Origin of the sequence: Bradyrhizobium sp. STM 3566, from assembly GCF_045571445.1 — a bacterium.
Lineage (GTDB): Bacteria > Pseudomonadota > Alphaproteobacteria > Rhizobiales > Xanthobacteraceae > Bradyrhizobium > Bradyrhizobium vignae.
In genome coordinates this window covers 3,098,614-3,121,684 of the sequence record NZ_CP120692.1, presented here as the reverse complement: position 1 = coordinate 3,121,684, position 23,071 = coordinate 3,098,614, and the positions used below count along the sequence as shown (strand labels likewise).

Genomic DNA, 23,071 nt, shown 5'->3' with positions numbered 1-23,071 from the left:
TCAGAACTCTCTACGCGCCGAGCAGCGGCTCGATGCTGCAATCGAGCAGGCGCGGATCGATCCCCGCTTCCATGCCCGTGAACATCTCGCCCATGTAGTCGATCAGGGCATCGCTCGCCTTCACCGCGTCCTCGACGCGGCGGTTGGCGACGGCTGCGAGAATGGCGAGATGATGATCGATCGTGCCCGATAGATCGGCCTGCCCCGGCATGAAGCGATGGTGGATGTAGCCGATGCGGCGATACAGCGTGTGCAGCGGCCGCAGCGTATGCACCAGGAACGGCTCGCCCGCGGCCTCCAGCACCAACGCATCGATCCGACGGTCGAGGCTGTTGAATTCGTCGAGGGTCAGGCTGGCGCGGCGCTCGCGCAACAGGCGCTCGATGTGCAGCGCCTGATTGCGATGCGACAGGCTGGCGCGATCGGCCGCAAGGCGGATCACGAAGCGCTCCATGTCGCGGCGTAACGCCAGCAGCATGCGCTCGCGCGCCAGGTCGATCGGGGCGATGTGCAGGCCATGACGAGGCCGGATGATGATGAGAGTGTCGGCCGAGAGACGATTGACGGCGTGATGCACCGGCGTGCGGCCGAAGCCCGTGATCTGCTGCAATTCCAGCATCGTCAGGAACTGGCCGGGCTTGAGCTCGCAATGCACCAGGAGCTCTTCGATCCTCTGATAGGCCAACTCGAAAAAGTTGAGACGGTTGCTCCGGGAGGGCCTGCCTCCGCCGTCATCCTCGTTTCTCACCACCTCGAGCGCGCGCTTGCGCCGTGCCATGTCGTCCTCCCGTAAACCCGCGTTCTCGTGCAGGTGCGCCTTGGCAGGTGGCGCCTTGTTGGTGACGTCCTAAAACATGTTGTGATATATTACAAGCGGGCGTAAAGACTGCGGCCGGGCGCGCCGCGATTGGCCGCGCGGAAATGACAATAAACGGGCGGGCTATGCCCCCGACGGGAGGACTGTTGCCGTGAAGATCACGTCGATCGAGACCCTGCGCACCGAGGAATTCTCCAACGTCATCTGGGTCCGCATCCACACCGACACGGGTGTGATCGGGCTCGGCGAAACATTCTACGGCGCCGGCGCGGTCGAGGCGCAGATCCACGACACCTTTGCCGGCCGCCTGCTCGGCCGCAATCCGCTGCACATCGAAGCGATCCATCGCGACATGCTGAACCTGCCGATGGCGCAGTCCTCCACCGGCGTCGAGTATCGCGCGGCCTCCGCCATCGACATCGCGCTGTGGGATTTGTTCGGCAAGGTCTGCAATCAGCCGGTTCACCAGATGCTCGGCGGCCTCTGCCGCGACAAGCAGCGCATCTACAACACCTGCGCCGGCACGCAATATGTCCGCTCCACCAATATCAGCCCGGTTGCGAACTGGAATCTCGGTGCTTCCAAGGGACCTTATGAGGATCTCGACGGCTTCATGAATCGTGCCGATGCGCTGGCCGAAAGCCTCCTGGAAAGCGGCATCTCCGCGATGAAGATCTGGCCGTTCGATCCGGCGGCACAGGAAAACAAGGGCCTCTACATCACCGCAGCGCAGATGAAGCAGGCGATCGAGCCGTTCGAGAAGATCCGCAAAGCGGTCGGCGACAAGATGGAGATCATGGTCGAGCTCCACTCGCTGTGGAATCTGCCGACCGCCAAGCAGATCGCGCGCGCGCTCGAGCCGTACAAGCCGACCTGGTACGAAGACCCGATCCGGATGAACTCGCCGCAGGCGCTGGCCGAATATGCCCGCTCGACCGACGTCTGGGTCTGCGCCAGCGAGACGCTGGGCTCGCGCTTCCCCTACAAGGACATGCTCGACCGCGACGCCATGCATGTGGTGATGGCTGATCTGTGCTGGACCGGCGGCCTCACCGAGGGCCGCAAGATCGCGGCGATGGCCGAGACCTATCACCGGCCTTTTGCTCCTCATGACTGTATTGGCCCGATCGGCTTCATCGCCGCCATCCACATGTCTTTCAGCCAGCCCAACACCTTGATCCAGGAATCGGTGCGCGCCTTCTACAAGGGCTGGTACAATGAGCTCGTCACCACGATGCCTGTGATCAAGGACGGTTACGTCTATCCGATGGAAGGACCGGGTCTCGGCGCCGACCTCCTGCCCGCCGTATTCGAGCGCTCCGATCTCATCGTGCGCCGCTCCAACGTCTAAGGATTCCTCGAGATGAGCACTTCCCTCTTCGACCTTTCCGGCCGCACCGCGCTCGTGACCGGCTCCTCCCGCGGCCTCGGCCGTGCCATTGCCGAGGGCATGGCCAGGGCCGGCGCCAGGATCATCGTCAACGGCGTCGATGCCAAGCGTGTCGAGCAGGCCGTCGCCGAGTTCCGTGCCGCCGGACATCAGGCCGAGGGCGCCGCCTTCAACGTCACCGACGAGCCGGCGATCGTCGCGGCCTTCAACGACTTCGACAAGAAGGGCATCATGGTCGACATCGTCGTCAACAATGCCGGCATCCAGCACCGCAAGCCGCTCGTCGAGTTCAGCACCGACGAATGGCGCAAGGTGATCGAGACCAATCTCACCAGCGCCTTCGTGATCGGCCGCGAGGCGGCCAAGCGCATGATCCCGCGCAAGCGCGGCAAGATCATCAATATCGGCTCGCTCGGCAGCGAGCTCGCGCGCCCCACCATCGCGCCCTACACCGCGGCCAAGGGCGGCATCAAGAACCTGACCCGCTCGATGGCGGTGGAATGGGCCCAGCACGGCATCCAGGCCAATGCGATCGGCCCCGGCTACATGCTGACCGACATGAACGAGGCGCTGGTCAACAATACCGATTTCAACAATTGGCTGATGGGCCGCATTCCCTCCAAGCGCTGGGGCAAGCCGGACGAACTGGTGGGCGCCGCGATCTTCCTGGCGTCCGACGCTTCCACCTACGTCAACGGCCAGATCATTTATGTCGATGGCGGCATGATCGCCGCGATGTGACCGCGAACAAGGAGCAAGCCATGCGCGCCGTCGTCATCCATGCCCCGAAGGACCTGCGGATCGACAACTACCCCGATCCGACGCCCGGCCCCGGCGAGGTCCGCGTCAAGATCGCCAATGGCGGCATCTGCGGCTCTGACCTGCACTACTACCATCATGGCGGTTTCGGCGTCGTGCGCATCCGAGAGCCGATGGCGCTGGGGCATGAGATCGCGGGCGTTGTCGCCGCGGTTGGTGACGGCGTCAGCGCTGTGAAGGCTGGCACCCGCGTCGCGGTCAATCCGAGCAGGCCTTGCGGGGCGTGCCTGCATTGCCAGGAAGGCATGCGCAACCAGTGCCTCGACATGCGCTTCCTCGGCAGCGCGATGCGCTTTCCCCATGTGCAGGGCGGCTTTCGCGAATTCATCACGGTCGATGCGGCGCAGGCCGTGCCGATCGCGGACAAGCTCTCGCTGGCGGAAGCCGCGGTCGCCGAACCGCTTGCGGTGTGCCTGCACGCCGGCAGGCAGGCCGGTCCCCTGCTGGGCAGGCGCGTGCTGATCACTGGCTGCGGTCCGATCGGCGCGCTGATGATTTTGGTATCGCGTTTCGGCGGCGCATCCGAGATCGTGGTGACTGACGTCGCCGACGCGCCGCTTGCCGTCGCGAGAAGACTCGGTGCGACCCACGCCATCAACGTCGCGACCAACGCCGCCGCACTCGATCCCTGGCGCGCCGGCAAGGGCGTGTTCGACACGCTGTTCGAGGCCTCCGGCAACCAGGCAGCGCTCCGCACCGCGCTCGACGTGCTCAGGCCCGGATCGACGCTGGTGCAGCTCGGTCTCGGCGGCGAGATGACGCTGCCGATCAACTCCATCGTCGCCAAGGAACTGCAGCTCCGCGGCACCTTCCGTTTCGATCCCGAGTTCGAGCTGGCGGTGCGCCTGATGGGCGAAGGGCTGATCGACGTCAAGCCGCTGATCACGGCGACCATGCCGTTCGAGAACGCGGTCGCCGCGTTCGAGCTCGCCAGCGACCGCTCGCAATCGATGAAGGTGCAGCTGACGTTCTGAAGTGCGACGACGGCGGTTTACCTCTCCCGTAGGGAGAGGTAATGCAAGCACCGCACACGATAGGCGCTACTGGCTATCGATCAGCCGTTCGCTCACCAGCCGCACCGCCCCGCGCTTCCAGGAATAGTCCGCGCCCATGCGCAGGCCGCTGTCGCCGCGCGCCAGCACCGCGCCGGTCCTGGCATCGCGAAGCTGGAAGCCGAGCGTGTATTCGGTGCGGCTGACGCGGCGCACCACGCCGATCAGTGACTGATCCGCACCGAGCTTCTGCGCAATGGAGGCCTCGCACCCGCCGCAATCGCGCAAAGCGCCCGCCTTCCCCGCCTCTCCGCCGATATCGACGATCCGGTAGCGGCCGGATTGGCCGAGCGCCTCGCGCACACCGCCGGTGACCTCGGCCAGGTGCGAGGCGTCTGAACCGGCTGACGCGCCCGCTGAGGCGGCGGTCATGTCCTCGAGCTCGAAATCGAACACTGCAAGCGCGGCCGGCGCAGGCATGCCCAGCGCCGCGATGACCTCGCGGGACACGAAGACCTCGGCGCGCCTCCATGATTCATCATTGTCGCCGCGGAAGCTGTAGAGCTTGTCCATCACGAGCTTCTTGGCGCCAACGTCGATCACGGCGACCTTCGCCCACTGCACCAGCGTGCTCGTCTTCTGGATACCGCCGATCACCTTGAACGCCGCTCCGTTCTGGGCGGACGGCACCAGCCGATAACGCCCACCCTCGCTGATATCTCGTCTGAGCGCGGCCATGAACGCCACTAGCCGCCGCTCGTGGGCGGCAGTCTGGTTGGTCGGCTCGGCCGACGTATCGGTATAGCTGAAATCGTCCACGGCTACGCCAATGGCGCCCTCGGCATCGGCCCGCGCATAAGAGAGGACGAGCAGCAGAAAGGCGGAGAGGATCGGCCGGAAGCGGTGCATGGACGGACCTCATGGGATGGAGCACCCCGCAAATCTGGACGGGTCGCCCGACACCGTGCAGCCGTGACCGTCCCGACGAAGGCCGGGAAAATTTCACGACATTGCACCGCGGTAAGGCTGGAACGCTTCCCGCCGCTGGCGTTCTGCCGTTTAATGAGGGCGCGACAAACCCGTTCGCACCAAGGTGCAAGCCGATGTGGAATCGCCCGAGGTTCGATCTCAAGGTCCGTCTGACGCTGCGCGTGGCCGCGATATCGGCCGCCTGCTTCGCCGCGATCTCCGCCTATTTCCTTGTTTCAGCCGATAGCGCTGCGCATGCGCGCATCGACGGGATCGCCGCCATCGTGGCGAAGACACTCGAGCTGCAACAGGGCAAGATCCAGTGGGTGGCGAGCCCCCGCTCGGACTTTCCGAACCTCGACCCGGTTTCGGCCCATGTGATGACGCCGGGCCTGTGTCTTGGCTTCCGTAGCCCGAGCGGCGACATGCTGCAGCGCTTCTGCAGTGGCGCGCCTGCCCCGGCGAGCCCGCCGCCGCACGCCTTCGCCGCCTTCTATCGCAGCCTGTTCGACCCCGGCCGCGAGGCGGCGCGGCCGGTGATCGTGCGCGGCACCAAGCTCGGCGAGACCGTGGTCTCGGTCGATCCGGCCGTGCAGACGGCCGAGGCCTGGCACGAGGCCGGCCGTCTGATGATCGCGCTTGCGATCGCACTGCCGCTGCTCTGCGGGCTGATCTATGCCGCACTGGCCCGCGCCCTCCGCCCCACCCGCATGATCGGCAACGGCCTCGAGCGGATCGCCGCCGGTGACCTCACGACGCGGCTGCCGCCCTTCGATCTCGCCGAGCTCTCCGCCATCCGCGACGTCTTCAACCACCTCGCAGAAAGCCTCGACACCGCGCTTGCAGAACGCAACGAGTTGACGCGTAAATTGATCGCGCTCCAGGACGAGGAGCGCCGCCATCTCGCGCGTGAGCTGCACGACGAGTTCGGGCAATCGCTCGCTGCGATCCGGGCGCTGGCCGCGTCCGCCCGCCAGACTGCGGCACAGGACTGTCCCGGCCTGCTGGGCGAATGCGACAGCATTGCCCGCACCGCGACCGGCATGATGGAGACGCTGCGCGGCGCACTATTCCGATTGAGGCCCCCCGATGTCGACGAGCTCGGGCTCGTTGCCAGCCTCGAAGGCCTTGTGTCGGGGTGGAACGGCCGCAGCCGCGGCCAGACCCGCTTCGATATCCGGTTCGACGGCGCCTTCGAGAACGTGCCCGCCTCCGTCAGCGCCAATCTCTATCGCATCGTGCAGGAGGCGCTCACCAATGCGGCCAAGCACGCCGGTGCCACGAAGGTCAGTCTGCATCTGACGATGTCCGAAAGCCAGATCGCGCTCGCGGTCGAGGACGACGGCCGGCCGAACGAGGCTGCCGTCAAATCCGGCATGGGCCTGCTCGGCATGCGCGAGCGCGTCGCCGCGCTTTGCGGCCGGCTGAGCTTCGAGACCGGCCCTGACGGCTCGGCGCTGCGCGTGTTCATTCCGCTCGCGGCCGCCGATCGGCAGGCGCTGGAGCACGCGGCATGAGCGCGACTGAAGCGACCATCCTGCTGGTCGACGACCATTCCGTCGTCCGCGAGGGCTATCGCTCCGTGCTGCAGAAGCAGCCGGGATTGCGCGTCGTCGCCGAGGCGGCCGACGGTGCGGAGGCCTATCGTCTGTACAAATCCGAGGCGCCCGACCTCGTCATCATGGACCTCAGCATGCCCGGCATCGGCGGCATCGAGGCCGTCAGGCGGATCAGGCAGTGGGACAAGGCGGCGCGCATCCTCATCTTCACCATGCATGAGAATGCCGGCTTTGCCGTGCAGGCGATCCGCGCCGGTGCAAGGGGCTACGTCACCAAGACCAGTCCGCCCGAGACGCTCGTGCGCGCGGTGAAGGACGTGCTCGCCGGCAAGATCGCCATCAGTCCCGACATCGACCACGAGCTCGCGCTCAGCCGCATCAGCGGCGAGAGCTCGGCCGCCGACGTGCTGACGCCGCGCGAATTCGAAGTGCTGCGGCTGCTGCTCGCCGAGAACACGACGGAGGAGATCGCCGAGACGCTGCATGTCAGCCCGAAGACGGTGGCGAACCTGCATTCCCTGATCAAGGACAAGCTCGGCGTCGGCTCCGACATCGAGCTGGTCCGGCTCGCGCTGCGCCAGGGATTGCTGACGCAGGTCGATCTCGGCGAGGCCTGAGCCGTGCTGCCGCAGATCATTCGCGTGCGATCACCGAATCCAGCCATGCGCAATTCAGAGGTGGCACGCGCGGGTCGGCGACGCGCACGCCGCGCGCGGCCGCATCGAGTCGCATGTCGCGCAATCGCTTGCGCTGCTCTTCGGGCACATGGAGCCGCTCGTGGCCCCACAGGGAGGGCCCATCAAAGGTCTCGTGCGGCTGCCAGGTCTCGGGATTGATGACGCGTCCGCCCCAGCCGTATTCGATGAAGAAGCCGGACGGCGTATTTACGTAGAACGAGGTCATGTGGTCATTGGTGTGCCGACCCAGCGTGTAGGCGATGCGCCCCTCGTCCATTTGCGCGAGGTCGTAGCCCTGCCCGACATCATCGAGGCTGCCGAGCTCGACCATGAAGTGATGCATCGCCTTCCGTCCCGAGCCGACCATCGCAAAGGAGTGGTGGCGGCCATTAACGTGGAAGAAATAAAGCCCGTAAGGCTTCAGCCCAAAATCGGACACGTGAAAGCCGAGCACGTCGCGATAGAACGGCAACAGCGGCTCGACGTCCTCGACGTTGAGCACGACATGCCCCATGCCAAGCGCTCCGGTGCGGAAACCCGAGATCGGCCGGCCCGGCCTAAACGGCTCGCTCGCAAGCTCCGGCCGGCAAAAGGCTTCCAGCCGGTTGTCGGCGGGATCGGCAAACGCGATCAGCTCGGCGACATGCCGCTCGTCGGCGAGCGCGCGCGAGCCGCGCGCGACCTTGACGCCGTGGCTTTCCAGCCGGCCCGCCAACCGATCCAGTTCAGCGGTCGACGGCACCTCCCAGCCCATCACGGCCAGCCCCGCATCGCTGCTGCCGTCGACGATCAGCCGCTGCTTGCGGTCGTCCATGCGGAAGGCGCGCATCCTGCCGCCGCGATCGACCTGCTGCATGCCGAGCAGCCCGGTCGCCATCCGGCTCCATTGGTCGAGCTGCGACGAGTTGATCCCGATATAGCCGAGCGCGGTGATTTCCATCGACGTTCTCCCAAGGGCATCGCACCCGCTGCACTGCGGCGAGCTTGATACCGGCCGCGCACGATCCTACGGTAACGTCCCCGCAATCGCTTCGCGCTCGAAGACGATAATCGCGCAGCCGTGCGCCACAAGGGAGGAAATACAAGGTGTCCAAGGTGCGGACGCGGAACGGCCAGCCGCGGCAATCCGAGGGCGTCCGCGCCTTCAAGCGCGGGCTCGACGTGCTGCACGAGGTCAACCGCTCCGGCGGCATCCGCGCCGGCGACGTTGCCCGCGCGCTCGACCTGCCCCGACCCACCGTCTACCGCCTGCTCGAAACCCTGGAGGAACTCGGGTATATCGCCCGCAGCGCCAGCGATGACCGATTTCGAGTCACCCGGCGCGCGCTGAGCCTCGGCGACGGCTATGATCCCGGAGTGGTGATCTGCCAGGCGGCGGCACCTTATCTCGCCGATCTTAGCAAGAAACTGGTCTGGCCGGTCGATCTCTCCACCTATGAGAACGCGGCGATGGTCGTGCAGGAGACCACGCATTCGCGCAGCCCGCTCTCGATCGATCGCGGCATGATCGGCAAGCGCCTGCCGATGCTGCGCACGTCTGCGGGCCGCGCCTATCTCGCCGCGTGCCCTGCGCGCGAACGCGATCTCATCATCAATCACCTCCGCCGCATCGATGAGGCCGACGACCGCCCCTTCCTCGACCAGGGCCGGCTCGACCGCATGATCGCCGAGACTGCCGCGCGAGGTTACGCAATCCGCAGCGAGGGCGAATACAATCCCAAGACGGCTTCGATTGCCGTTGCCATCGTGCGGGACGGCAGCGTATTCGGCTGCATCTCAATCATCTGGATCCGCTCGGCGCTGGGGATCGAGGAAGCGGTCGCGCAGTTCGCGAGCCAGCTGCTGGAAACGGCGTCCGCCATCCCTGTCGCGGGATAGAGGCCGTCCGCTGGGCGGACAGTTGGCGCGCCGGCGTTGAAGGTCCGGCCCTGCTTGGGGAAGAGATACCCCATGCAAGATAAATCCGCCCCTGAAGAGTTTGACGTCGTCATCGTCGGCCGCGGCCCGGTGGGCGCCACGCTCGCCAACCTGCTCGGCCTGTGCGGCGTGCGGACGCTGGTGCTGGAGCGCGAGGCGCGCACCTATCATTTGCCGCGCGCGGTGCATTTCGATGATGAATGCATGCGCGTGTTCCAGACCATCGGGCTTGCCGATGCGATCCTGCCGCATGTCATTCTCAGTCCCGGCATGCTCTTTCTCGATGCAGCCGGCCGCATGCTGCTGGATTGGTCCCGTCCGCAGACGCTGACGCCGATGGGCTGGCATCTCAGCTACCGCTTCCACCAGCCCGATCTGGAGGACGTGCTGATCGCCGGCCTCGCCCGCTGGCCGCACGTCACCTTGCGCAGCCGCTGCGACGTGTTCGCGCTGGACCAGGACGCGGCCGGCGTGCGCGTTCGCTACGAGGACCTCTCCAACGGGAGGCTCAGCGATATCCGCGCCGGTTACGTGATCGGCTGCGACGGCGCCCGTTCTCTCGTTCGCCGCTTCATCGGCTCGGGGATGGACGATCTCGGCTTCCACGAGCGCTGGCTCGTGATCGACGTCCTGCTCAAGCGGACGCGCGATGACCTCGGCGACTACAGCCTCCAGCATTGCGATCCCCGGCGGCCGGCAACCTACGTGCGCGGCACCGGCACGCGACGGCGCTGGGAGATCACCGTGCTCCCGCATGAGGATTCCCAGGAGGTGGCGCAGCCGGCAAAGGTCTGGGAGCTGCTGTCGCGCTGGGTCACCCCCGACGATGCCGAACTCGAGCGCGCCGCGGTCTACACGTTTCATTCCGTCATCGCTCAGCAATGGCGCAACGACCGGCTGCTGCTTGCCGGCGATTCCGCGCACCAGACCCCGCCCTTCCTCGGCCAGGGCATGTGCGCCGGCATCCGCGATGCCGCCAACCTCGCCTGGAAGCTCGCCGGCGTCATCCGCGGCGAAGCGAGCTCCGATCTCCTCGACACCTATCAGAGCGAACGGCTGCCGCACGTGCGCGAGTTCATCGAGCTCGCCATTCGCCTCGGCGGTGTCATCAACACCAAGGCGATCGAGGCCGGCCTTGCAGCCGGACAAGCGCGCGAGAACGCGCCGGTCAGGCTGGAAGTGAAGAAGCCGCTGCTCGGCCCCGGACTCGCTTTCGGCGACCTGCCGCTCGCCGGACATCTCGCACCGCAATTCATGCTCGGCGACGAGCGCCGCAGCGACGACCGGACCGGCTACCATCATGTGTTGCTTGTCGAGACCGCGGCCGCACTGCCGTCGCACCTGGCGCTGTCGCAGGCCGGGATCGAGATCCTCACCAGTGACGATGCCGAAGGCATCGGACCCTGGCTGCGCGAACGCGGCATCATCGCCGCACTGGTTCGTCCCGACCGCTACATCCGCGGCACCGCCCGCAACGAGACCGAGCTCGAGCGGCTCGCCGCCGCGGTCATTCCTGAAACCCAAATTCCTTCAGCCCAGACGCCGTCCGCGGCCTGATCGAACCCACAAGGACATCTCATGAAGCTGCTCTCATTCATCGCCGACGGACGCGCCTCCTTCGGAGCCCTCAAGGACAATGGCGTCGTCGATCTCGGCGCCCGCATGCCGGCCTGCAGCACGCTGCGGCAGCTGCTCGAAGCCGGACGCCTCGCCGAGGCGGCAAGGCTGGCCGTCTCCGTGGCGCCCGATCATTCGCTCGACAAGATCAGCTTCGCGCCGGTGATCCCCGATCCCGGCAAGATCATCTGCGTTGGCCTCAACTATCGCGATCACGTGGCCGAGACCGGCCGTACCATCACCGAAAAGCCGGCCCTGTTTGCCCGCTTCGCCTGTAGCCAGGTCGGCCATTTCCAGCCCATTGTGAAGCCGAAAGTGAGCGACGACTTCGACTATGAAGGCGAACTCGCGCTCGTGATCGGCAAGGCGGGCCGTCACATTCCGGCCGACCGCGCGTTCGACTACGTCGCCGGCTATTCCTGCTACAACGAAGGCAGCATCCGCGACTGGCAGCGCCACACCAGTCAATTCCTCGCCGGCAAGACCTTTGCCGACAGCGGCAGTTTCGGTCCGTGGCTGGTGACGACGGACGAGATTCCCGATCCTTCAAAGCTCACCCTGCAGACCCGGCTGAACGGCAACGTCGTGCAGGACACCACGACGGATCTCCTGATCACCGCCATCCCCGAGCTGATCGCCTACATCTCCACCATCTGCCCACTCTTGCCCGGCGACGTCATTGTTACGGGCACGCCGGGCGGTGTCGGCGCCAAGCGCACACCGCCGCTGTGGATGCGCCCCGGCGACACGGTCGAAGTCGAGATTTCCGGCATCGGCACCTTGCGCAACACGGTGATCGCCGAACCAGCTCGACCGTCAACACCGATCAATCAACGATAGACTTAAGGAAACGCCATGGGCACGACCCGCACCACCTCCCCCGCAATCCTGCTGATTACACTCGCTCTCGCGGGCTCCGCTGCGCGGGCCGAGATCAAGGGCGACGCCATCCGCATCGGCGTCCTCACCGACATGAACGGCGTGTTCGCGACCGCCATGGGCCCGGGCTCGGTCGAAGCGGCGCGGATGGCCGCGGAGGAGTTCGGCGGCAAGATCAAGGGCAAGCCAATCGAGATTTTGCAGGCCGATCACCAGAACAAGCCGGATCTCGCCGCATCCCTCGCGCGCAAGTGGTTCAGCGACGGGGTTCAGGCAATCGCCGATGGCGGCAGCTCCGGCGCGGCACTTGCGGTGCAAGAGCTGGTGCGCGGCAACGGCAAGATATTCCTCGTCTCCGGCGCCGGCGCGAACCAGCTGACTGACGAAGCGTGCGCCCCAACCAGCGTGCAATGGACCCAGGACGCCTATTCCACGGCGACCGCCGTGGTCTCCGGCATCATGCAGACCAGCAAGGAGCCCTGGTTCTTCATCACCGGCGACTACGCCTTCGGCCATTCGATCGAGGCGACCGCGCGCGACCGCATCGCCGCGCTCGGCGGCAAGGTCGCCGGCAGCGTCAAAGCGCAGCTCGGCACGCCCGATTACAGCTCATTCCTGCTCCAGGCACAGTCGTCGGGCGCCAAGATCCTGGCCATCAACGTTGCCGGCGATAACGCAACCGCGATCAAGCAGGCCGAGGAGTTCGGGCTCGCCGATCAAGGCATGAAGATTGTGCCGATGTCGTTCCAGAACGTTGACATCGAGGCCGTGGGCCTGAAGGCCACGCGCGGTGATCTCATCGTCACCTCGTTCTTCGAGGATGTCTCGCCGGCAGCCCGGAAATTCTCCGATGCGTTCTATGCTCGCCGCAAGGCGATGCCGTCGCAGATCCAGGCCGGCGTCTATTCCGCCGTGCGCCACTATCTGCAAGCCGTGAAGGACATCGATTCCGACGAGGGCCCTGTCGTGATGGCCAAAATGAGGGCGATGCCGGTATCTGACGCCTACACCACTAACGGCCGCATTCGCGAGGACCAACGCATGGTGCACGATCTCTATCTGGTGCAGGTCAAGACTCCGGAGGAATCCAGGGGCCCGTGGGACTTCGTCAAGCTGGTCGCGACGATCCCGCCGGACCAAGCCTTTCGTCCGCTCGATCGTAGCAAATGCAGCCTGGTCGGCAAGTAAAGCGTTTTCAAGCGCAGTGGATGCCGGTTCGCGTCAAGAAAACGCGTCAAACACGAATCTGACCGTCAGGCGAGATAACGCGCCAGATAGCCTTCCATGGCATAGAGTGCGCAGAGCGCGAGGCTCGACCAGACGGCGGCGCTGAAATAGAGGAACATCCAGGTCAGCTCGCCCTTCCAATGCGCGATGTCGTGGGTCACCACCCAACGTGTCGCGACGTCGTGCAGGCCTTCGACGAGCCCGAGGAATTTGTTGCCCTCTTGATGCCCTGCCCGCCAGCGGCTGAGATACATCGGCACGTCGACGGTGACGAGGAAGGCGAGAAAGCAGGCAATCCCGACGATGCCAGCGATCAGCGCCCAGCGCACCACGCCCTGGAATTCCGGCATCAGGCGGCACAGAGCGATGCCGGCGAGGAAGAAGGTCACCGCCCACAGCGAATTCTCGATCGCGTTGTAGAGATAATTGGTGGTGACCACAGCGTACCAGGAGAAGCACTCGGCGATGATGATGATGGGCACGATCACGAGCGCGATGTTCACCGCCGTCTCCGCGCCGGTCATGGTGCCGAGCTGATGCAGGATGATCGCCCATTGCGCGGCGAAGCACACCTCGGCCACGGTCGCAACCGAGCGTCCGACGAAGACGCTGGAGAGCCAGGTGTCGAACAGGCAGATGCGCTGCACGTCGGCGCGCGGCAGCACCGAACGGAAGGCGCAGCCGAACACATAGCCGGCGCACAGCAGGAACATCAGCCCGATATCCGAGCCGCCACTGAGGCTGGCCGAAGGTGTCGGGTAGAACTCGCGATAGAGCATGAACCAGACGAGAATATTGGCGCTGCTCACAAGCGTGAGGGATCCCCACCACCACGCGAGGGGATTTGACCGCGCCTGCCACTGCAACATGAACCGCTCCGCAAAATCATCGACCTGACATGCCGTCGTAATAATCCTGTCACAAGACGACATGCAATCACGACAACAATTTGTGTGGTCGGTCGGTCAAGCGCGTCCTCCAGCGGAATGGTGAAATGCAAGCCTCTGTCCACTTTTCGGACAATCTATGCGTCTTCTGCGAATTTATTGGACAAGAATGACCTGCCAGTCCGATAATTAGGAATGGTCCCGACTGACTCATCCAAGCCGCGACGTCCGCTCTCCTCCGCCGCCGCAGTGCTGGCGGAGAGCACCGATGACGCCGCTTTCGCCACCACGCTGGCAAAAGGGCTCGTCGTGCTCGAGGCCTTCGAGGCGGGGAGCACGCTGCTCGGCAACATGGAGCTCTCGACGCTGACGGGCATCCCGCGGCCGACGGTGGCGCGGCTGACCCACACGCTGGCCGAGCTTGGCTACCTCCGCTACGACGCCGAGCGGGCGAAGTACCGCGTCGGTGCGCGGGCGCTGCGGATGGCGTACCCTCTGCTTGCCGGAATGCAATTCCGCCAAGTGGCGCGGCCCATGATGCAGGAGCTGGCGCACAGCGTTCGCGGCACGGTCTCGATCGGCCTGCTCGACGCCACCTCGATGATCTATGTCGAGACCGCGCGCTCCGGCGATGTCGGCCCGCACGTGCCCGACATCGGCATGCCCATTCCGATCGTGATGACCGCCATGGGTCGCGCAGCGGCGGCGACCTTGCCGCCGGCCGATGCAGACCGGCTGGAACGGAACATCGCCGCCGAAGACGCCGGGCTATGGTCGGCCTTTCGCGACAAATACCGCGCCGGGATTGCACAATGCAAAAGCCGCGGCTTCTGCTCCTGCTTGGGCGAGTACATGGCTTCGATCCATGCGGTCGCTGCGCCGCTGTTTCATGTGCGCGAATCGAAGCAGTCGTTCTCGATCAATTGCGGCATCCCCGCGTTCCGGCTGCAGCCAGGACAACTCGAGGGCGAGATCGGTCCGCGCATCGCGGCGCTCGCTGACGGTATCCGCACCATCGTCGGGCAGGAGGGACCGGCGGTTGAGACACGCAAGCAAAGCAAGAGGACATGAACCTTGGGGTTCATTGTCTTCCGGCACGGCGGCCGCCGCTGCGGATGAAGTCGTCGCGTTCGCCGACATGGCGCTGATATTCGGAGATCGCGCGGTTGGCCATGCGGATCCGGTTCGTCTGCCCCTCCTCGACCATCCTCGTGATACGCTGCGCCAGGAACACGCAGGCCTCGAATTCGTCGCAGATGGCGCCCGTACGCACGAGAAAGTCCCAGGCGATCTCGTAAGCCTGCTCCGCGGCGGGATTGCGGTAGTCGCTGAACATGATGTGCGTCATCATCGGCAAAGCCGGAGGGCCACGATCGTTCCTACCGGCGGCGCGGGACGGACTCCGGCGCCAGTGTTCCGATTTTCGGACCGGGCGATCTGACGACATTGCCGCGCCTTCACATCGGCAAGCGCAGGAACGGTTGGCGACGCGCGTGATTGGTCCGTCTTGAACCTCACGGAGAAACGACATGCGCAAGACGATTCTGACAATCATCACAGCTGCGATACTAGCCGCGGCTTCGGGCGGAGCATTCGCGCAAGGTGCGGGCGGCGCCGGCGGCGGAGCCGGTGGCGGCGCCGGTGCGGGCGCAGGTGCGGCTGGAGGCGCAGGTGCAGGTGCAGGTAGCGCCGGCGCCGCAGGAGCCGGAACCGGCGCATCCTCGGGTGATGGTGGCGCCGGAACTTCAGGAACTGGCGGCGGTGGCGACATCAGCCATGTTGAGCGCGGCGGACAAGGCGCTTCCAGCCCTAGGGGCATGCGCAACGAGATGACTCCGCCGTCTAGCGGCAACGTCCCTCGGCGCTAGCCGCACCATCGACAGGCTGCATCGAACGTCGATCACGACCGAAGGCCGCGCGCGAATGCGGCCCCGGCGAATCCTCTCCGCCGGAGCCGCATCCATTTTTCGAGCTGCTGAAGGATGAATCTTGAGCGCGTTCAGGGTGGTCATCCGTCGTTCGGGGATGATGCGAAGCGGCGATCCCCCGAACGATCAGCTCGTCTCATCCCTTCATCCCCGCCACATACGCCGCCAGCTTATCCAGCGTCTGGTAGCCGTATTCGACGGCACCGAAGCCGATCATGCCGTCGCGCTGCTCGTTGCTCGAGGCCAGCTGGCGCATCATCAGCACGGTCTTGCCGTTGCTCTGCTCGGCAAAGGTGACGGTGAAGCGGAACATGCCGGGATCGTCATCCTGGTCGAGGCCATGATCCATCTCCATCAGCGACGGCCGCTCGATGCGGCGGAAGCGCATGCGGTTCGGATAGACCGTGCCATCGGGACCGATCATGTTGAAGCGCCAGACGCCGCCGACGCGCACGTCGATCTCGAAGGTCTCGACCTTGAATCCCTTCGGACCGAACCATTGCGGCAGATGCTTCGGGTCGGACCACGCCTCGAACACCAGATCGCGCGGCGCGTCGATCACGCGCGACATCACGATCTCGCGGTCGAGCGACCATTGCGACAGAGCGGGATTGGCAGAACTCGTCATTATCAGGAACCTTTCCGTTTGGTTGTTCGGGACGGCCGCTTGGCGCCCGCCCTCTCCTTCTTGAGCTTCATCACGTAGTCCTCGAACCGGTCGAGCCGCGCCTCCCAGACCGCGCGCTGCTGCTGGAACCAATCCTCCGCGCCGACAAGCGCATCCGGGCTGAGGCGACAGGTGCGCACGCGGCCGGATTTCTCCGACAAAACGAGCCCGCTCGTCTCCAGCGCGTGGATGTGCTTCATGAAGCTCGGCAGCGCCATGTCGAAGGGATCAGCGAGTTCGCCGACCGACGCCTCGCCCGCACACAGCCGCATCACGATCGCCCGCCGCGTGGGGTCGGCGAGCGCTGCGAAAATCCGGTCGAGGCGGGAGGATTGGTTAGCCATGGAGCTAACTATAGAGCGGGTTCGCGCCGTGTCAAACAATTGTTAGCTCGTGAGCTAAGTAATTTCAGCCCACGCTGCGGAACCCACAACGCGCAATCGTGAATTGGGACGCGGGGCATTTCCCGTTAAAGACAGGCTCGGGGCGTATGATCGTTCGTCGAGACACGTGCCGCCTATTGTCACTCAACCGTATCATCTCACTCGCCGGGCTCTCGCCCGGGCTGCGCTCGTTCCATTGGCGATCGCGTTGGGCGGGTCGCACCGCGCCTTCGCGGATTCCGACATGATCGCGCAGATGCGCGACATCGTCGCGAACGAGTTGGCGCCGACCGCAACGCCGGACCATGCAGGCGGGCTCGCCGCCGCTCTTTATGCCGGCCGCCATTTCGAGTTCTTCACCTATGGCTTTGCCGATGATGCCGCCAAACGACCGGTGACGCCGGATACGCTGTTCAATCTCGCCTCATTGCGAAAGCCGTTCGAGGCGACACTCGTGGCGCTCGGCACGCTGCGCGGCGAACTGCGCCTTGACGATCGCCTGCCGAAATACCTTCCCGAGCTGACCGGCGAGTACATCCGCCGCGTCACTGTCGGCGAGCTCGTCGCACACACCTCGGGGCTGCTGCTGCCGACCGACCATCCGCCATGGCCGAACGAGCAGTACGATCGCGCGCAGTTCATCGGGATGCTGAACGCGTTCGCACCGGCCCCCGGCGTCGCCCCCGGCCGACAGCGCGTCTACACCCATGCCGGCTACGTTCTGCTTCAACTCGTGCTCGAGCGCCGCTATGGCATGCCGATCGCGCCCCTGTTCCAACAGCGTATCCTCGGACCGCTCGGCATGACCGCAACCTGCGTCCCCGAACGCGGCGAGGACAATCGCGCCATCATGGACGCGGACTGGATGCAGCGTGCGGTCCAGGGCTATTCGGATCAAGGCATGGCGATCGGTCCGATCGGCGACCAGCAGAGCTATTTCGACTTCCCCGGCACCGGCCAGATGTTCTCCTCGGCGCGCGACCTCGCGACATTCGTAGCGGCCTGCGTCGATGGCCGAGCGATCGATCCGCATCTGCGCGAAGCACTGCGGCTGGCGCAGCGTGAGGCTTTTCGCGTCGACGACAGGTTCGGGCAAGCGATGGCCTGGGAGACGGTGCGCCTGCCCGGTGTCACCGTCGTCGACAAGCCTGGCGGCCTCAACAATGCCTCCGGCTATATCGGTCTCGTGCCGGCGCGGCGGATCGGCATCGTCCTGCTCGCCAATCGCGGCGAGTACCCGCACGAGATCGCGCGCTACAAGATCCTGCCCGCGCTGGCGCAGCTGATCGCGCCGCACGGCGGCTGAGCGTCAAAACGGAAAGCCCGGCCGAGCCGGGGCTTGCCACGCCAGGTCCGGAACGGGATGAAGCTCAGTACCTGGCGACGACGGGTCCACCGAACTTGTGATTCACGCCGACGCGCACGATGTTCGACTTGATGTCGACCGAGTGGGTGTAGACGTTCCCGGGGTATGATGTCACACCCGCGACCAGATTGGTGCTGTTCAGGGTACTGCGGCCGAGATCGACATAGAGATATTCGGCCTTGAGCGACCAGCCGCCGCCGAAGGCATATTCGGTGCCGACGCCCGCGGTCCAGCCGACGCGTGTATCGCGGATCGCCCTAGATTCCGTCGCTGGCCGCGAAGGTGTCGGTGAGGTTGAAATTGCCCTTCACCTCGGCGGCCGCGCCAATGCGATTCGAAGTTGCGTATGTCAGACCGAGCGTGTCAGTCCGCCGTCAACGCGGATGTTCTGGCCAGTGATGTAGGCTGCGCCGTCGGACGCCAGGAACGAGATCGTCGCCGCGATCTCCTCGACCTTGCCGTAGCGCTTCATCGGCACGCTGTCGCGCCGCGCGTCCTGCTGCGGCAGGCTGTCGATCCAGCCCGGCAGGACATTGTTCATGCGAATATTGTCCGCGGCGTAGGTGTCGGTGAATATCTTGGTGAAAGCGGCAAGACCGGCGCGGAACACCGCTGAGGTCGGGAACATCGCGCTCGGCTCGAACGCCCAGGCCGTCGAGATGTTGATGATGGCGCCGCCCTTCTGCGCCTGCATCAGTGGCGTCACCAGCCGGGTCGGACGGATCACGTTCAGCAGATACGTGTCGAGTCCGGTGTGCCACTGCTCGTCGGTGATCTCGGTGATGGGCGCACGCGGCCCGTGCCCGGCGCTGTTGACGAGCACGTCGATCCGTCCCCACTTCGCCATCGCAGCGTCGACGAGGCGCTTCAGATCGTCGTTCGACTGGTTCGAGCCGGTGACGCCGATGCCGCCGAGCTCGGCAGCCAATGCCTCGCCCTTGCCCGAGGACGACAGAATCGCGACGCGAAACCCGTCCGCTGCCAGCCGTCGCGCAGCCCCCGCCCCCATGCCGCTGCCGCCGGCGGTAACGAGCGCAACCTTCTCTGCTGCCATGATCAATCATCCCCGTGTTGAGGCGAGCCGCAGGCCCCGCCTATCATGAGGCCTTCTACCGCCGGACTTGCCGTCAGGTCCATCGCCGAGAGCGTTCGTCATGAGCGATTTGCAGATCCGCAATTTGCGCCCCGAGAAGATCACAATCGCCATCGACTGGGCCGCGGCAGAGGGCTGGAATCCAGGCCTTGCCGACGCCGCCTGCTTCGCGATACCCGATGCGCAAGGCTTCTTCGTCGGCGAGATCGACGGCGAGCCGGTCGCGACCGTCTCCTGTGTCAATTACGGCGACCGCTTCGCCTTCCTCGGCTTCTACATCGTGCGCGAGCCCTTTCGCGGTGCGGGCCATGGCCTGCGCATCTGGAACGCGGCGATCGCGCATGCGGGCACGCGCGTCATCGGGCTCGATGGTGTCGTCGCGCAGCAGGAGAATTACAGAAAGTCCGGCTTCCAGCTGGCTTACGCCAATATCCGCTATGGCGGCGTCGTGACCGCGCCACCGAGATCGTCTGCCGAGGTCGTCGGCCTCGACGAGATCCCGTTTGCCATTGTTGAAGCCGATGACGCCACCGTCTTCCCGGCCAGGCGCAGCGCCTTCCTGCGCGCCTGGATCAACACACCCGGTCACGTCGGCCGCGCGTTGCTGCGCGATGGCAGGCTCGCCGCGTGGGGCCTCATTCGTCCGTGCCGGACGGGCTGCAAGATCGGCCCGCTCGTCGCCGACGATCGCGCGGCCGCGGAGGCGGTCGTGCAGGCTCTGCTGGGAAGCGCAGGCGGCGGCGAGGTCTTCCTCGATGTCCCCGCCGTCAATCCTGGCGCCGTCGCGCTCGCCGAGCAGCTCGGCCTCAAGCCGGTATTCGAGACGGCACGGATGTACACGGGGCCGATCCCGCCGCTGCGCATCGACCGCATCTTCGGCGTGACCAGCTTCGAGCTGGGCTAAGGCATGATCCGGAAAAGTGCGAAGCGGTTTTCCGGAAAGATCATGCGTAAACAACAAGCTAAAGCGCGATGACGATTCATCCAAATCTCATCGCGCTTTAGCTGAGCGGAACCCGCCGCTCAGTAGCAGCGCATGATGTTGACGGTGTGCTCGCTGCCGCCGCGGCCGGGCACCGTCACCTGCTCCGTCGGGCAGCTCGGTACATAGGGCCGGTCGGACGGCACGACGTTCGGCGGATAGCGGTGCGTCCAGTCCCAGGGAACATCGTAGGTGTAGGTGTAACGCACGTCGGTGGAGAGCGGCTGGCCGGCATCGACGAAGGGCTGGCTGTAAGAAGCAGCGCCGTCGTAGAAGAATCCGCCGCCGCCCGGCCAATAGACCCAGGGCGCGCTGCGGCGGTGGAACCGGGCGCCCGACCCGATCGGCGGACGTGTTGCAGCCGGCGGCGCGGCGGTCACGACGCCGGGCGCCGCGGCGCCAGCCGGTCTGGCAAAACTGTCGCTGGAGCTAAGGAGCAGCGCGGCTGCGCTGAGCGAGGCGAACAACGCCCCATGTGATCTGACAATCATGATACGCACCACACTCGTTCGGCTTTGCGATAGCGGCTCCCCGCGAGAGGCTAGGCCGGGCTGTCGCCCACCCGCAAACGTATAATTAATTATTGGTTAAGGCACGCGGTTAACTGGAAGCAACGTGCAGCAGAATGCCCGGAATTCGCGTCTCATTTCAGCCACTTCGTTCCGCGGCAGGCGCTTCATATCCAGTTGATCGGAGTTGATCGCTCACCGGCCCATACTGCCGGAACGCTCCCGCAGTGCAACCGTTGGCCTCAACACAAGCAAGGAGCATCTCCAATGCAGAACAAGTCAAAACTCCTCTGCCTGATCGCGGCATCGCTCATCGCGGGCACCGCGGCCGCCTCGGCGCAGGGCTACGACTGGTATGGACCGCGCGCGGGCTGGGACCGCACGGCCCCTTACGAACCGGTTCAACCGCGCGCGTACTATCCTGACGTCGCGAGGCCCTACGGTGCGTTCAATGGCACCAACCATTCAACCCCGAGCTCGACGCAGGGCGATGTCGGCCCTGACGGCAACAACAACGGCACGCTGACCGGCAGCTATCGCTGGTAAGATCGTCTGCCTCGAAGGCCCACCGCCCGCAATGGATGGTGGGCTTTCGTGCGTCAGCGGTCCTGCTGCTTGCGCAGCCGGCCGCACCTTATCGAACAGCCCGGCCACAATCCCTTGCGTTGACCGTCGGGCAAAACACGCGAGCCATGGGTCAACGCACCCGGCCAAAAATATTCCGCTTTACCGAAATTCGGAAACGACGTATGTCTCGCCGCAATCCGGCCCAAGGAAGAGGGGCGTATCGCGATCGTCACGAACGCGGGCCGGACGGCGGTGGACGTGGGTTGCACCGGCGCGAAGGGTTTTGCAGGGCGGGCAACCGTGAGCGAAGACCTCGCGCCAACGACGGGTGCGGTTCGCGTACGGCAAAATCGTGTGGTCCTGGCGCCCGGGGTCTGTGCGCCAAGTGTTGCGGTGATGTGGCGGCCCGACCGGGCACGTGCATCAGCCATCCGCAAGGCGACGGGGGCAATAGTGCATCGCTCCCCGAGGAGCAACTGTGTTGAAGTAGCCCGGCGATCGGCCGGCCTCAAGGCTGGCGCTGGCGCGCCACCGCCTCCGGCGGCTTCCGGCCTTGACCCCGTCCGCTCGCCGGTCTTCAGGGCGTGCAAGCGCTCGGCGGAAGCCGAGCGGAGTTGCTCACTTCGTACCGGCCGGCGTCCCATTTCTCGCCGCGTGCGATCATGACGTTCAGGATCACGATCAGCTTGCGCATGCAGGCGGTGAGCGCAACCTTCGGCTCCTTGCCTTTGGCGATCAGGCGATCGTAAAAGGCCTTGAGCACGGGGTTATGCCGGGTCGCGGCTCCCATGGACGCCATGTAGAAGACGTTGCGGACCTTGCGGCGTCCGCCCTGGATATGACGGACGCCCCGACGTTTGCCGCTGTCGTCGTCATAAGGCGCAGCACCCAGCAGGGCCGCGGCCACTTTGTTGCCTATCTGGCCGAGTTCCGGCATCGCCCCGATCAGTCCGGCGGATGTGCCCCCGGCAAGACCTGGTACGCTCTCGATGATCTCGGCGAGTTCGGCAAAACGCGGTGTGGTCTTGATCAGGGCTGCGATCGCTGCTTCCAGCTTGGCAATTTCGGCGGCGAGCCGCTTCAGCAGGCGATTTTGCATCTTCTGCACGACGTCAGGAGTGGAATGCTCCGTCCTGTTTCGCAAGCTCGTCTGCACGTCAATCAGAGCCTGGCGCGCACTCACGATCTGCGCCAGCTTCTCGCGTGCCGCATCGTAGGCTTGCCCCCTTGCCTCAATGAAGGTCTCGGCGAACCAGGCAATCATCTCCGCATCGATCGGATCGTTCTTGGCGAGCTGTCCAGCCGATTTGGCGAAGTTGCGCACCCGCTTTGGATCCACCACCAAGCCTTCGATACCATCCTGGCGTAGCACCTTGGCCCACTCCCGCTCATAACCACCGGAAGCCTCCATGGCGGCTTTGCCGACCTTGTGCTTGCGAAGCCAGCGGATCAGCGCTCGCCGACCTTCTGGGCTGCTCGCGAACGTCTGCCGTTGTGACAATGAGCGAATGCACACATCCACCTTGTCCTTGGCCACGTCGATGCCAGCGACAAGGACGTCGTTTTGTGCCATCATCTACTCTCTTCCTTGCTCGGTTCGGGCTCGAAGCCCATGCAACTGTTCGGGTTGAGGAAGACCACCGGATCTGTCCCTCGCTCCCCGACAGGCTCAAGGCCTTTGAGCACGAACGGGCTCAGATCCAGCGACGGGCGGTTTTGCGAGAACCGCCCGTTCGCACATTCTGGCAGATTTTCTGGACACAAGAGCACGACATAAGCCGTCAAACCACTGCGCAGGGAAGGCCGGGATGTCTCCGGTTGCCCTG

At 65.2% G+C, this 23,071-nt stretch carries 23 protein-coding genes and 1 pseudogene; 13 read left to right on the top strand and 11 right to left on the bottom strand.

Annotated features, from left to right (window positions below; genetic code table 11):
• Nucleotides 1-10: 10 nt before the first annotated feature.
• The gene (locus P6U27_RS14975) at nt 11-778 is read right to left on the bottom strand and encodes a GntR family transcriptional regulator (protein ID WP_122402776.1); all 768 of its coding nucleotides are present in this window, start codon (nt 776-778) and stop codon (nt 11-13) included.
• A gap of 190 nt (nt 779-968) precedes the next feature.
• Between P6U27_RS14975 and P6U27_RS14970 the strand changes: the two genes are divergently transcribed.
• From P6U27_RS14970 to P6U27_RS14960, 3 genes are read left to right on the top strand one after another with little or no spacing between them, the layout of a single operon-like run.
• The gene (locus tag P6U27_RS14970; RefSeq protein WP_122402775.1) at nt 969-2,168 is read left to right on the top strand and encodes a mandelate racemase/muconate lactonizing enzyme family protein; all 1,200 of its coding nucleotides are present in this window, start codon (nt 969-971) and stop codon (nt 2,166-2,168) included.
• Between the two features lie 12 nt (nt 2,169-2,180).
• Nucleotides 2,181-2,948: a glucose 1-dehydrogenase gene (locus P6U27_RS14965; protein ID WP_122402774.1), complete on the top strand. Its 768-nt coding sequence runs from the start codon at nt 2,181-2,183 to the stop codon at nt 2,946-2,948.
• A gap of 20 nt (nt 2,949-2,968) precedes the next feature.
• Complete coding sequence (locus P6U27_RS14960) at nt 2,969-4,000, top strand: L-idonate 5-dehydrogenase (protein ID WP_122406613.1); 1,032 nt, start codon at nt 2,969-2,971, stop codon at nt 3,998-4,000.
• 66 nt (nt 4,001-4,066) lie between these two features.
• Here P6U27_RS14960 and P6U27_RS14955 read toward each other — a convergent pair whose 3' ends face one another.
• A complete protein-coding gene (locus tag P6U27_RS14955; protein WP_122402773.1) occupies nt 4,067-4,927 on the bottom strand; it encodes a DUF3280 domain-containing protein in 861 nt (286 codons plus the stop codon).
• A gap of 194 nt (nt 4,928-5,121) precedes the next feature.
• Between P6U27_RS14955 and P6U27_RS14950 the strand changes: the two genes are divergently transcribed.
• Both P6U27_RS14950 and P6U27_RS14945 read left to right on the top strand, forming a co-directional pair.
• Nucleotides 5,122-6,504, top strand: a complete 1,383-nt coding sequence (locus tag P6U27_RS14950; RefSeq protein ID WP_407194265.1) for a histidine kinase — start codon at nt 5,122-5,124, stop codon at nt 6,502-6,504.
• The gene (locus P6U27_RS14945) at nt 6,501-7,163 is read left to right on the top strand and encodes a response regulator transcription factor (RefSeq protein ID WP_122402771.1); all 663 of its coding nucleotides are present in this window, start codon (nt 6,501-6,503) and stop codon (nt 7,161-7,163) included. The genes P6U27_RS14950 and P6U27_RS14945 overlap by 4 nt, the downstream gene beginning before the upstream one ends.
• Nucleotides 7,164-7,179: 16 nt before the next feature.
• Here the strand turns inward: P6U27_RS14945 and P6U27_RS14940 are convergent, their stop codons facing one another.
• Entirely contained in the window at nt 7,180-8,163 is a 984-nt protein-coding gene (locus P6U27_RS14940) for a VOC family protein (protein WP_209296173.1), read from the bottom strand.
• Nucleotides 8,164-8,309: 146 nt separating this feature from the next.
• Here P6U27_RS14940 and P6U27_RS14935 point away from each other — a divergent pair, with 146 nt between their 5' ends.
• From P6U27_RS14935 to P6U27_RS14920, 4 genes are all read left to right on the top strand, one after another.
• Nucleotides 8,310-9,101: a DNA-binding transcriptional regulator gene (locus P6U27_RS14935; protein ID WP_122402770.1), complete on the top strand. Its 792-nt coding sequence runs from the start codon at nt 8,310-8,312 to the stop codon at nt 9,099-9,101.
• Nucleotides 9,102-9,173: 72 nt separating this feature from the next.
• Complete coding sequence (locus P6U27_RS14930) at nt 9,174-10,697, top strand: bifunctional 3-(3-hydroxy-phenyl)propionate/3-hydroxycinnamic acid hydroxylase (RefSeq protein ID WP_122402769.1); 1,524 nt, start codon at nt 9,174-9,176, stop codon at nt 10,695-10,697.
• 21 nt (nt 10,698-10,718) lie between these two features.
• Nucleotides 10,719-11,597 carry a fumarylacetoacetate hydrolase family protein gene (locus P6U27_RS14925; protein ID WP_122402768.1) on the top strand — a complete coding sequence of 293 codons (879 nt, stop codon included), beginning with the start codon at nt 10,719-10,721 and terminating at the stop codon, nt 11,595-11,597.
• 15 nt (nt 11,598-11,612) lie between these two features.
• Nucleotides 11,613-12,824: an ABC transporter substrate-binding protein gene (locus P6U27_RS14920; RefSeq protein ID WP_122402767.1), complete on the top strand. Its 1,212-nt coding sequence runs from the start codon at nt 11,613-11,615 to the stop codon at nt 12,822-12,824.
• A gap of 65 nt (nt 12,825-12,889) precedes the next feature.
• Here the strand turns inward: P6U27_RS14920 and P6U27_RS14915 are convergent, their stop codons facing one another.
• A complete protein-coding gene (locus P6U27_RS14915) occupies nt 12,890-13,732 on the bottom strand; it encodes a hypothetical protein (RefSeq protein ID WP_122402766.1) in 843 nt (280 codons plus the stop codon).
• Between the two features lie 213 nt (nt 13,733-13,945).
• On the opposite strand from P6U27_RS14915, the gene P6U27_RS14910 reads away from it, so the two are divergent.
• A complete protein-coding gene (locus P6U27_RS14910; protein WP_122402765.1) occupies nt 13,946-14,821 on the top strand; it encodes an IclR family transcriptional regulator in 876 nt (291 codons plus the stop codon).
• 10 nt (nt 14,822-14,831) lie between these two features.
• On the opposite strand, the gene P6U27_RS14905 is transcribed toward P6U27_RS14910, so the two are convergent.
• The 3 genes from P6U27_RS14905 to P6U27_RS14895 all read right to left on the bottom strand — a co-directional run bounded on the left by P6U27_RS14905 (nt 14,832) and on the right by P6U27_RS14895 (nt 16,689).
• Nucleotides 14,832-15,098 (bottom strand): hypothetical protein, encoded by a 267-nt coding sequence (locus tag P6U27_RS14905; RefSeq protein WP_122406611.1) that lies wholly within the window; start codon nt 15,096-15,098, stop codon nt 14,832-14,834.
• Nucleotides 15,099-15,814: 716 nt separating this feature from the next.
• Nucleotides 15,815-16,306 carry an SRPBCC family protein gene (locus P6U27_RS14900; RefSeq protein ID WP_162500237.1) on the bottom strand — a complete coding sequence of 164 codons (492 nt, stop codon included), beginning with the start codon at nt 16,304-16,306 and terminating at the stop codon, nt 15,815-15,817.
• A 2-nt stretch (nt 16,307-16,308) separates the two neighbouring features.
• Nucleotides 16,309-16,689 carry a helix-turn-helix transcriptional regulator gene (locus P6U27_RS14895; protein ID WP_122406609.1) on the bottom strand — a complete coding sequence of 127 codons (381 nt, stop codon included), beginning with the start codon at nt 16,687-16,689 and terminating at the stop codon, nt 16,309-16,311.
• A gap of 283 nt (nt 16,690-16,972) precedes the next feature.
• Between P6U27_RS14895 and P6U27_RS14890 the strand changes: the two genes are divergently transcribed.
• Nucleotides 16,973-18,034 carry a serine hydrolase gene (locus P6U27_RS14890; protein WP_162500236.1) on the top strand — a complete coding sequence of 354 codons (1,062 nt, stop codon included), beginning with the start codon at nt 16,973-16,975 and terminating at the stop codon, nt 18,032-18,034.
• Nucleotides 18,035-18,098: 64 nt separating this feature from the next.
• Here the strand turns inward: P6U27_RS14890 and P6U27_RS14885 are convergent.
• Nucleotides 18,099-18,447, bottom strand: a pseudogene (locus P6U27_RS14885) (outer membrane protein); the annotation flags it as partial.
• The gene (locus tag P6U27_RS14880; protein WP_122402763.1) at nt 18,444-19,148 is read right to left on the bottom strand and encodes an SDR family oxidoreductase; all 705 of its coding nucleotides are present in this window, start codon (nt 19,146-19,148) and stop codon (nt 18,444-18,446) included. The pseudogene P6U27_RS14885 and the gene P6U27_RS14880, both read right to left, overlap by 4 nt.
• A gap of 100 nt (nt 19,149-19,248) precedes the next feature.
• Between P6U27_RS14880 and P6U27_RS14875 the strand changes: the two genes are divergently transcribed.
• Nucleotides 19,249-20,091, top strand: coding sequence for a GNAT family N-acetyltransferase (locus P6U27_RS14875; protein WP_122402762.1), 843 nt, complete (start codon nt 19,249-19,251; stop codon nt 20,089-20,091).
• 119 nt (nt 20,092-20,210) lie between these two features.
• Here the strand turns inward: P6U27_RS14875 and P6U27_RS14870 are convergent, their stop codons facing one another.
• Entirely contained in the window at nt 20,211-20,660 is a 450-nt protein-coding gene (locus P6U27_RS14870; RefSeq protein WP_162500235.1) for a hypothetical protein, read from the bottom strand.
• Between the two features lie 285 nt (nt 20,661-20,945).
• Between P6U27_RS14870 and P6U27_RS14865 the strand changes: the two genes are divergently transcribed.
• Entirely contained in the window at nt 20,946-21,224 is a 279-nt protein-coding gene (locus P6U27_RS14865) for a hypothetical protein (protein WP_122402761.1), read from the top strand.
• A 598-nt stretch (nt 21,225-21,822) separates the two neighbouring features.
• On the opposite strand, the gene P6U27_RS14860 is transcribed toward P6U27_RS14865, so the two are convergent.
• Nucleotides 21,823-22,821, bottom strand: a complete 999-nt coding sequence (locus tag P6U27_RS14860) for an IS110 family transposase (RefSeq protein WP_122402735.1) — start codon at nt 22,819-22,821, stop codon at nt 21,823-21,825.
• Nucleotides 22,822-23,071 lie beyond the last annotated feature (250 nt).

What these genes read in the sequence shown, in the direction of transcription:
- P6U27_RS14950 (WP_407194265.1), top strand. Translation starts at nt 5,122, where the DNA reads ATGTGGAATCGCCCGAGGTTCGATCTCAAGGTCCGTCTGACGCTGCGC.
- P6U27_RS14925 (WP_122402768.1), top strand. Translation starts at nt 10,719, where the DNA reads ATGAAGCTGCTCTCATTCATCGCCGACGGACGCGCCTCCTTCGGAGCC.
- P6U27_RS14860 (WP_122402735.1), bottom strand. Translation starts at nt 22,821, where the DNA reads ATGATGGCACAAAACGACGTCCTTGTCGCTGGCATCGACGTGGCCAAG.
- P6U27_RS14965 (WP_122402774.1), top strand. Translation starts at nt 2,181, where the DNA reads ATGAGCACTTCCCTCTTCGACCTTTCCGGCCGCACCGCGCTCGTGACC.
- P6U27_RS14940 (WP_209296173.1), bottom strand. Translation starts at nt 8,163, where the DNA reads ATGGAAATCACCGCGCTCGGCTATATCGGGATCAACTCGTCGCAGCTC.
- P6U27_RS14955 (WP_122402773.1), bottom strand. Translation starts at nt 4,927, where the DNA reads ATGCACCGCTTCCGGCCGATCCTCTCCGCCTTTCTGCTGCTCGTCCTC.
- P6U27_RS14910 (WP_122402765.1), top strand. Translation starts at nt 13,946, where the DNA reads ATGGTCCCGACTGACTCATCCAAGCCGCGACGTCCGCTCTCCTCCGCC.
- P6U27_RS14945 (WP_122402771.1), top strand. Translation starts at nt 6,501, where the DNA reads ATGAGCGCGACTGAAGCGACCATCCTGCTGGTCGACGACCATTCCGTC.
- P6U27_RS14895 (WP_122406609.1), bottom strand. Translation starts at nt 16,689, where the DNA reads ATGGCTAACCAATCCTCCCGCCTCGACCGGATTTTCGCAGCGCTCGCC.
- P6U27_RS14875 (WP_122402762.1), top strand. Translation starts at nt 19,249, where the DNA reads ATGAGCGATTTGCAGATCCGCAATTTGCGCCCCGAGAAGATCACAATC.
- P6U27_RS14915 (WP_122402766.1), bottom strand. Translation starts at nt 13,732, where the DNA reads ATGTTGCAGTGGCAGGCGCGGTCAAATCCCCTCGCGTGGTGGTGGGGA.
- P6U27_RS14890 (WP_162500236.1), top strand. Translation starts at nt 16,973, where the DNA reads ATGATCGCGCAGATGCGCGACATCGTCGCGAACGAGTTGGCGCCGACC.
- P6U27_RS14905 (WP_122406611.1), bottom strand. Translation starts at nt 15,098, where the DNA reads ATGACGCACATCATGTTCAGCGACTACCGCAATCCCGCCGCGGAGCAG.
- P6U27_RS14870 (WP_162500235.1), bottom strand. Translation starts at nt 20,660, where the DNA reads ATGATTGTCAGATCACATGGGGCGTTGTTCGCCTCGCTCAGCGCAGCC.
- P6U27_RS14930 (WP_122402769.1), top strand. Translation starts at nt 9,174, where the DNA reads ATGCAAGATAAATCCGCCCCTGAAGAGTTTGACGTCGTCATCGTCGGC.
- P6U27_RS14880 (WP_122402763.1), bottom strand. Translation starts at nt 19,148, where the DNA reads ATGGCAGCAGAGAAGGTTGCGCTCGTTACCGCCGGCGGCAGCGGCATG.
- P6U27_RS14900 (WP_162500237.1), bottom strand. Translation starts at nt 16,306, where the DNA reads ATGACGAGTTCTGCCAATCCCGCTCTGTCGCAATGGTCGCTCGACCGC.
- P6U27_RS14865 (WP_122402761.1), top strand. Translation starts at nt 20,946, where the DNA reads ATGCAGAACAAGTCAAAACTCCTCTGCCTGATCGCGGCATCGCTCATC.
- P6U27_RS14960 (WP_122406613.1), top strand. Translation starts at nt 2,969, where the DNA reads ATGCGCGCCGTCGTCATCCATGCCCCGAAGGACCTGCGGATCGACAAC.
- P6U27_RS14920 (WP_122402767.1), top strand. Translation starts at nt 11,613, where the DNA reads ATGGGCACGACCCGCACCACCTCCCCCGCAATCCTGCTGATTACACTC.
- P6U27_RS14975 (WP_122402776.1), bottom strand. Translation starts at nt 778, where the DNA reads ATGGCACGGCGCAAGCGCGCGCTCGAGGTGGTGAGAAACGAGGATGAC.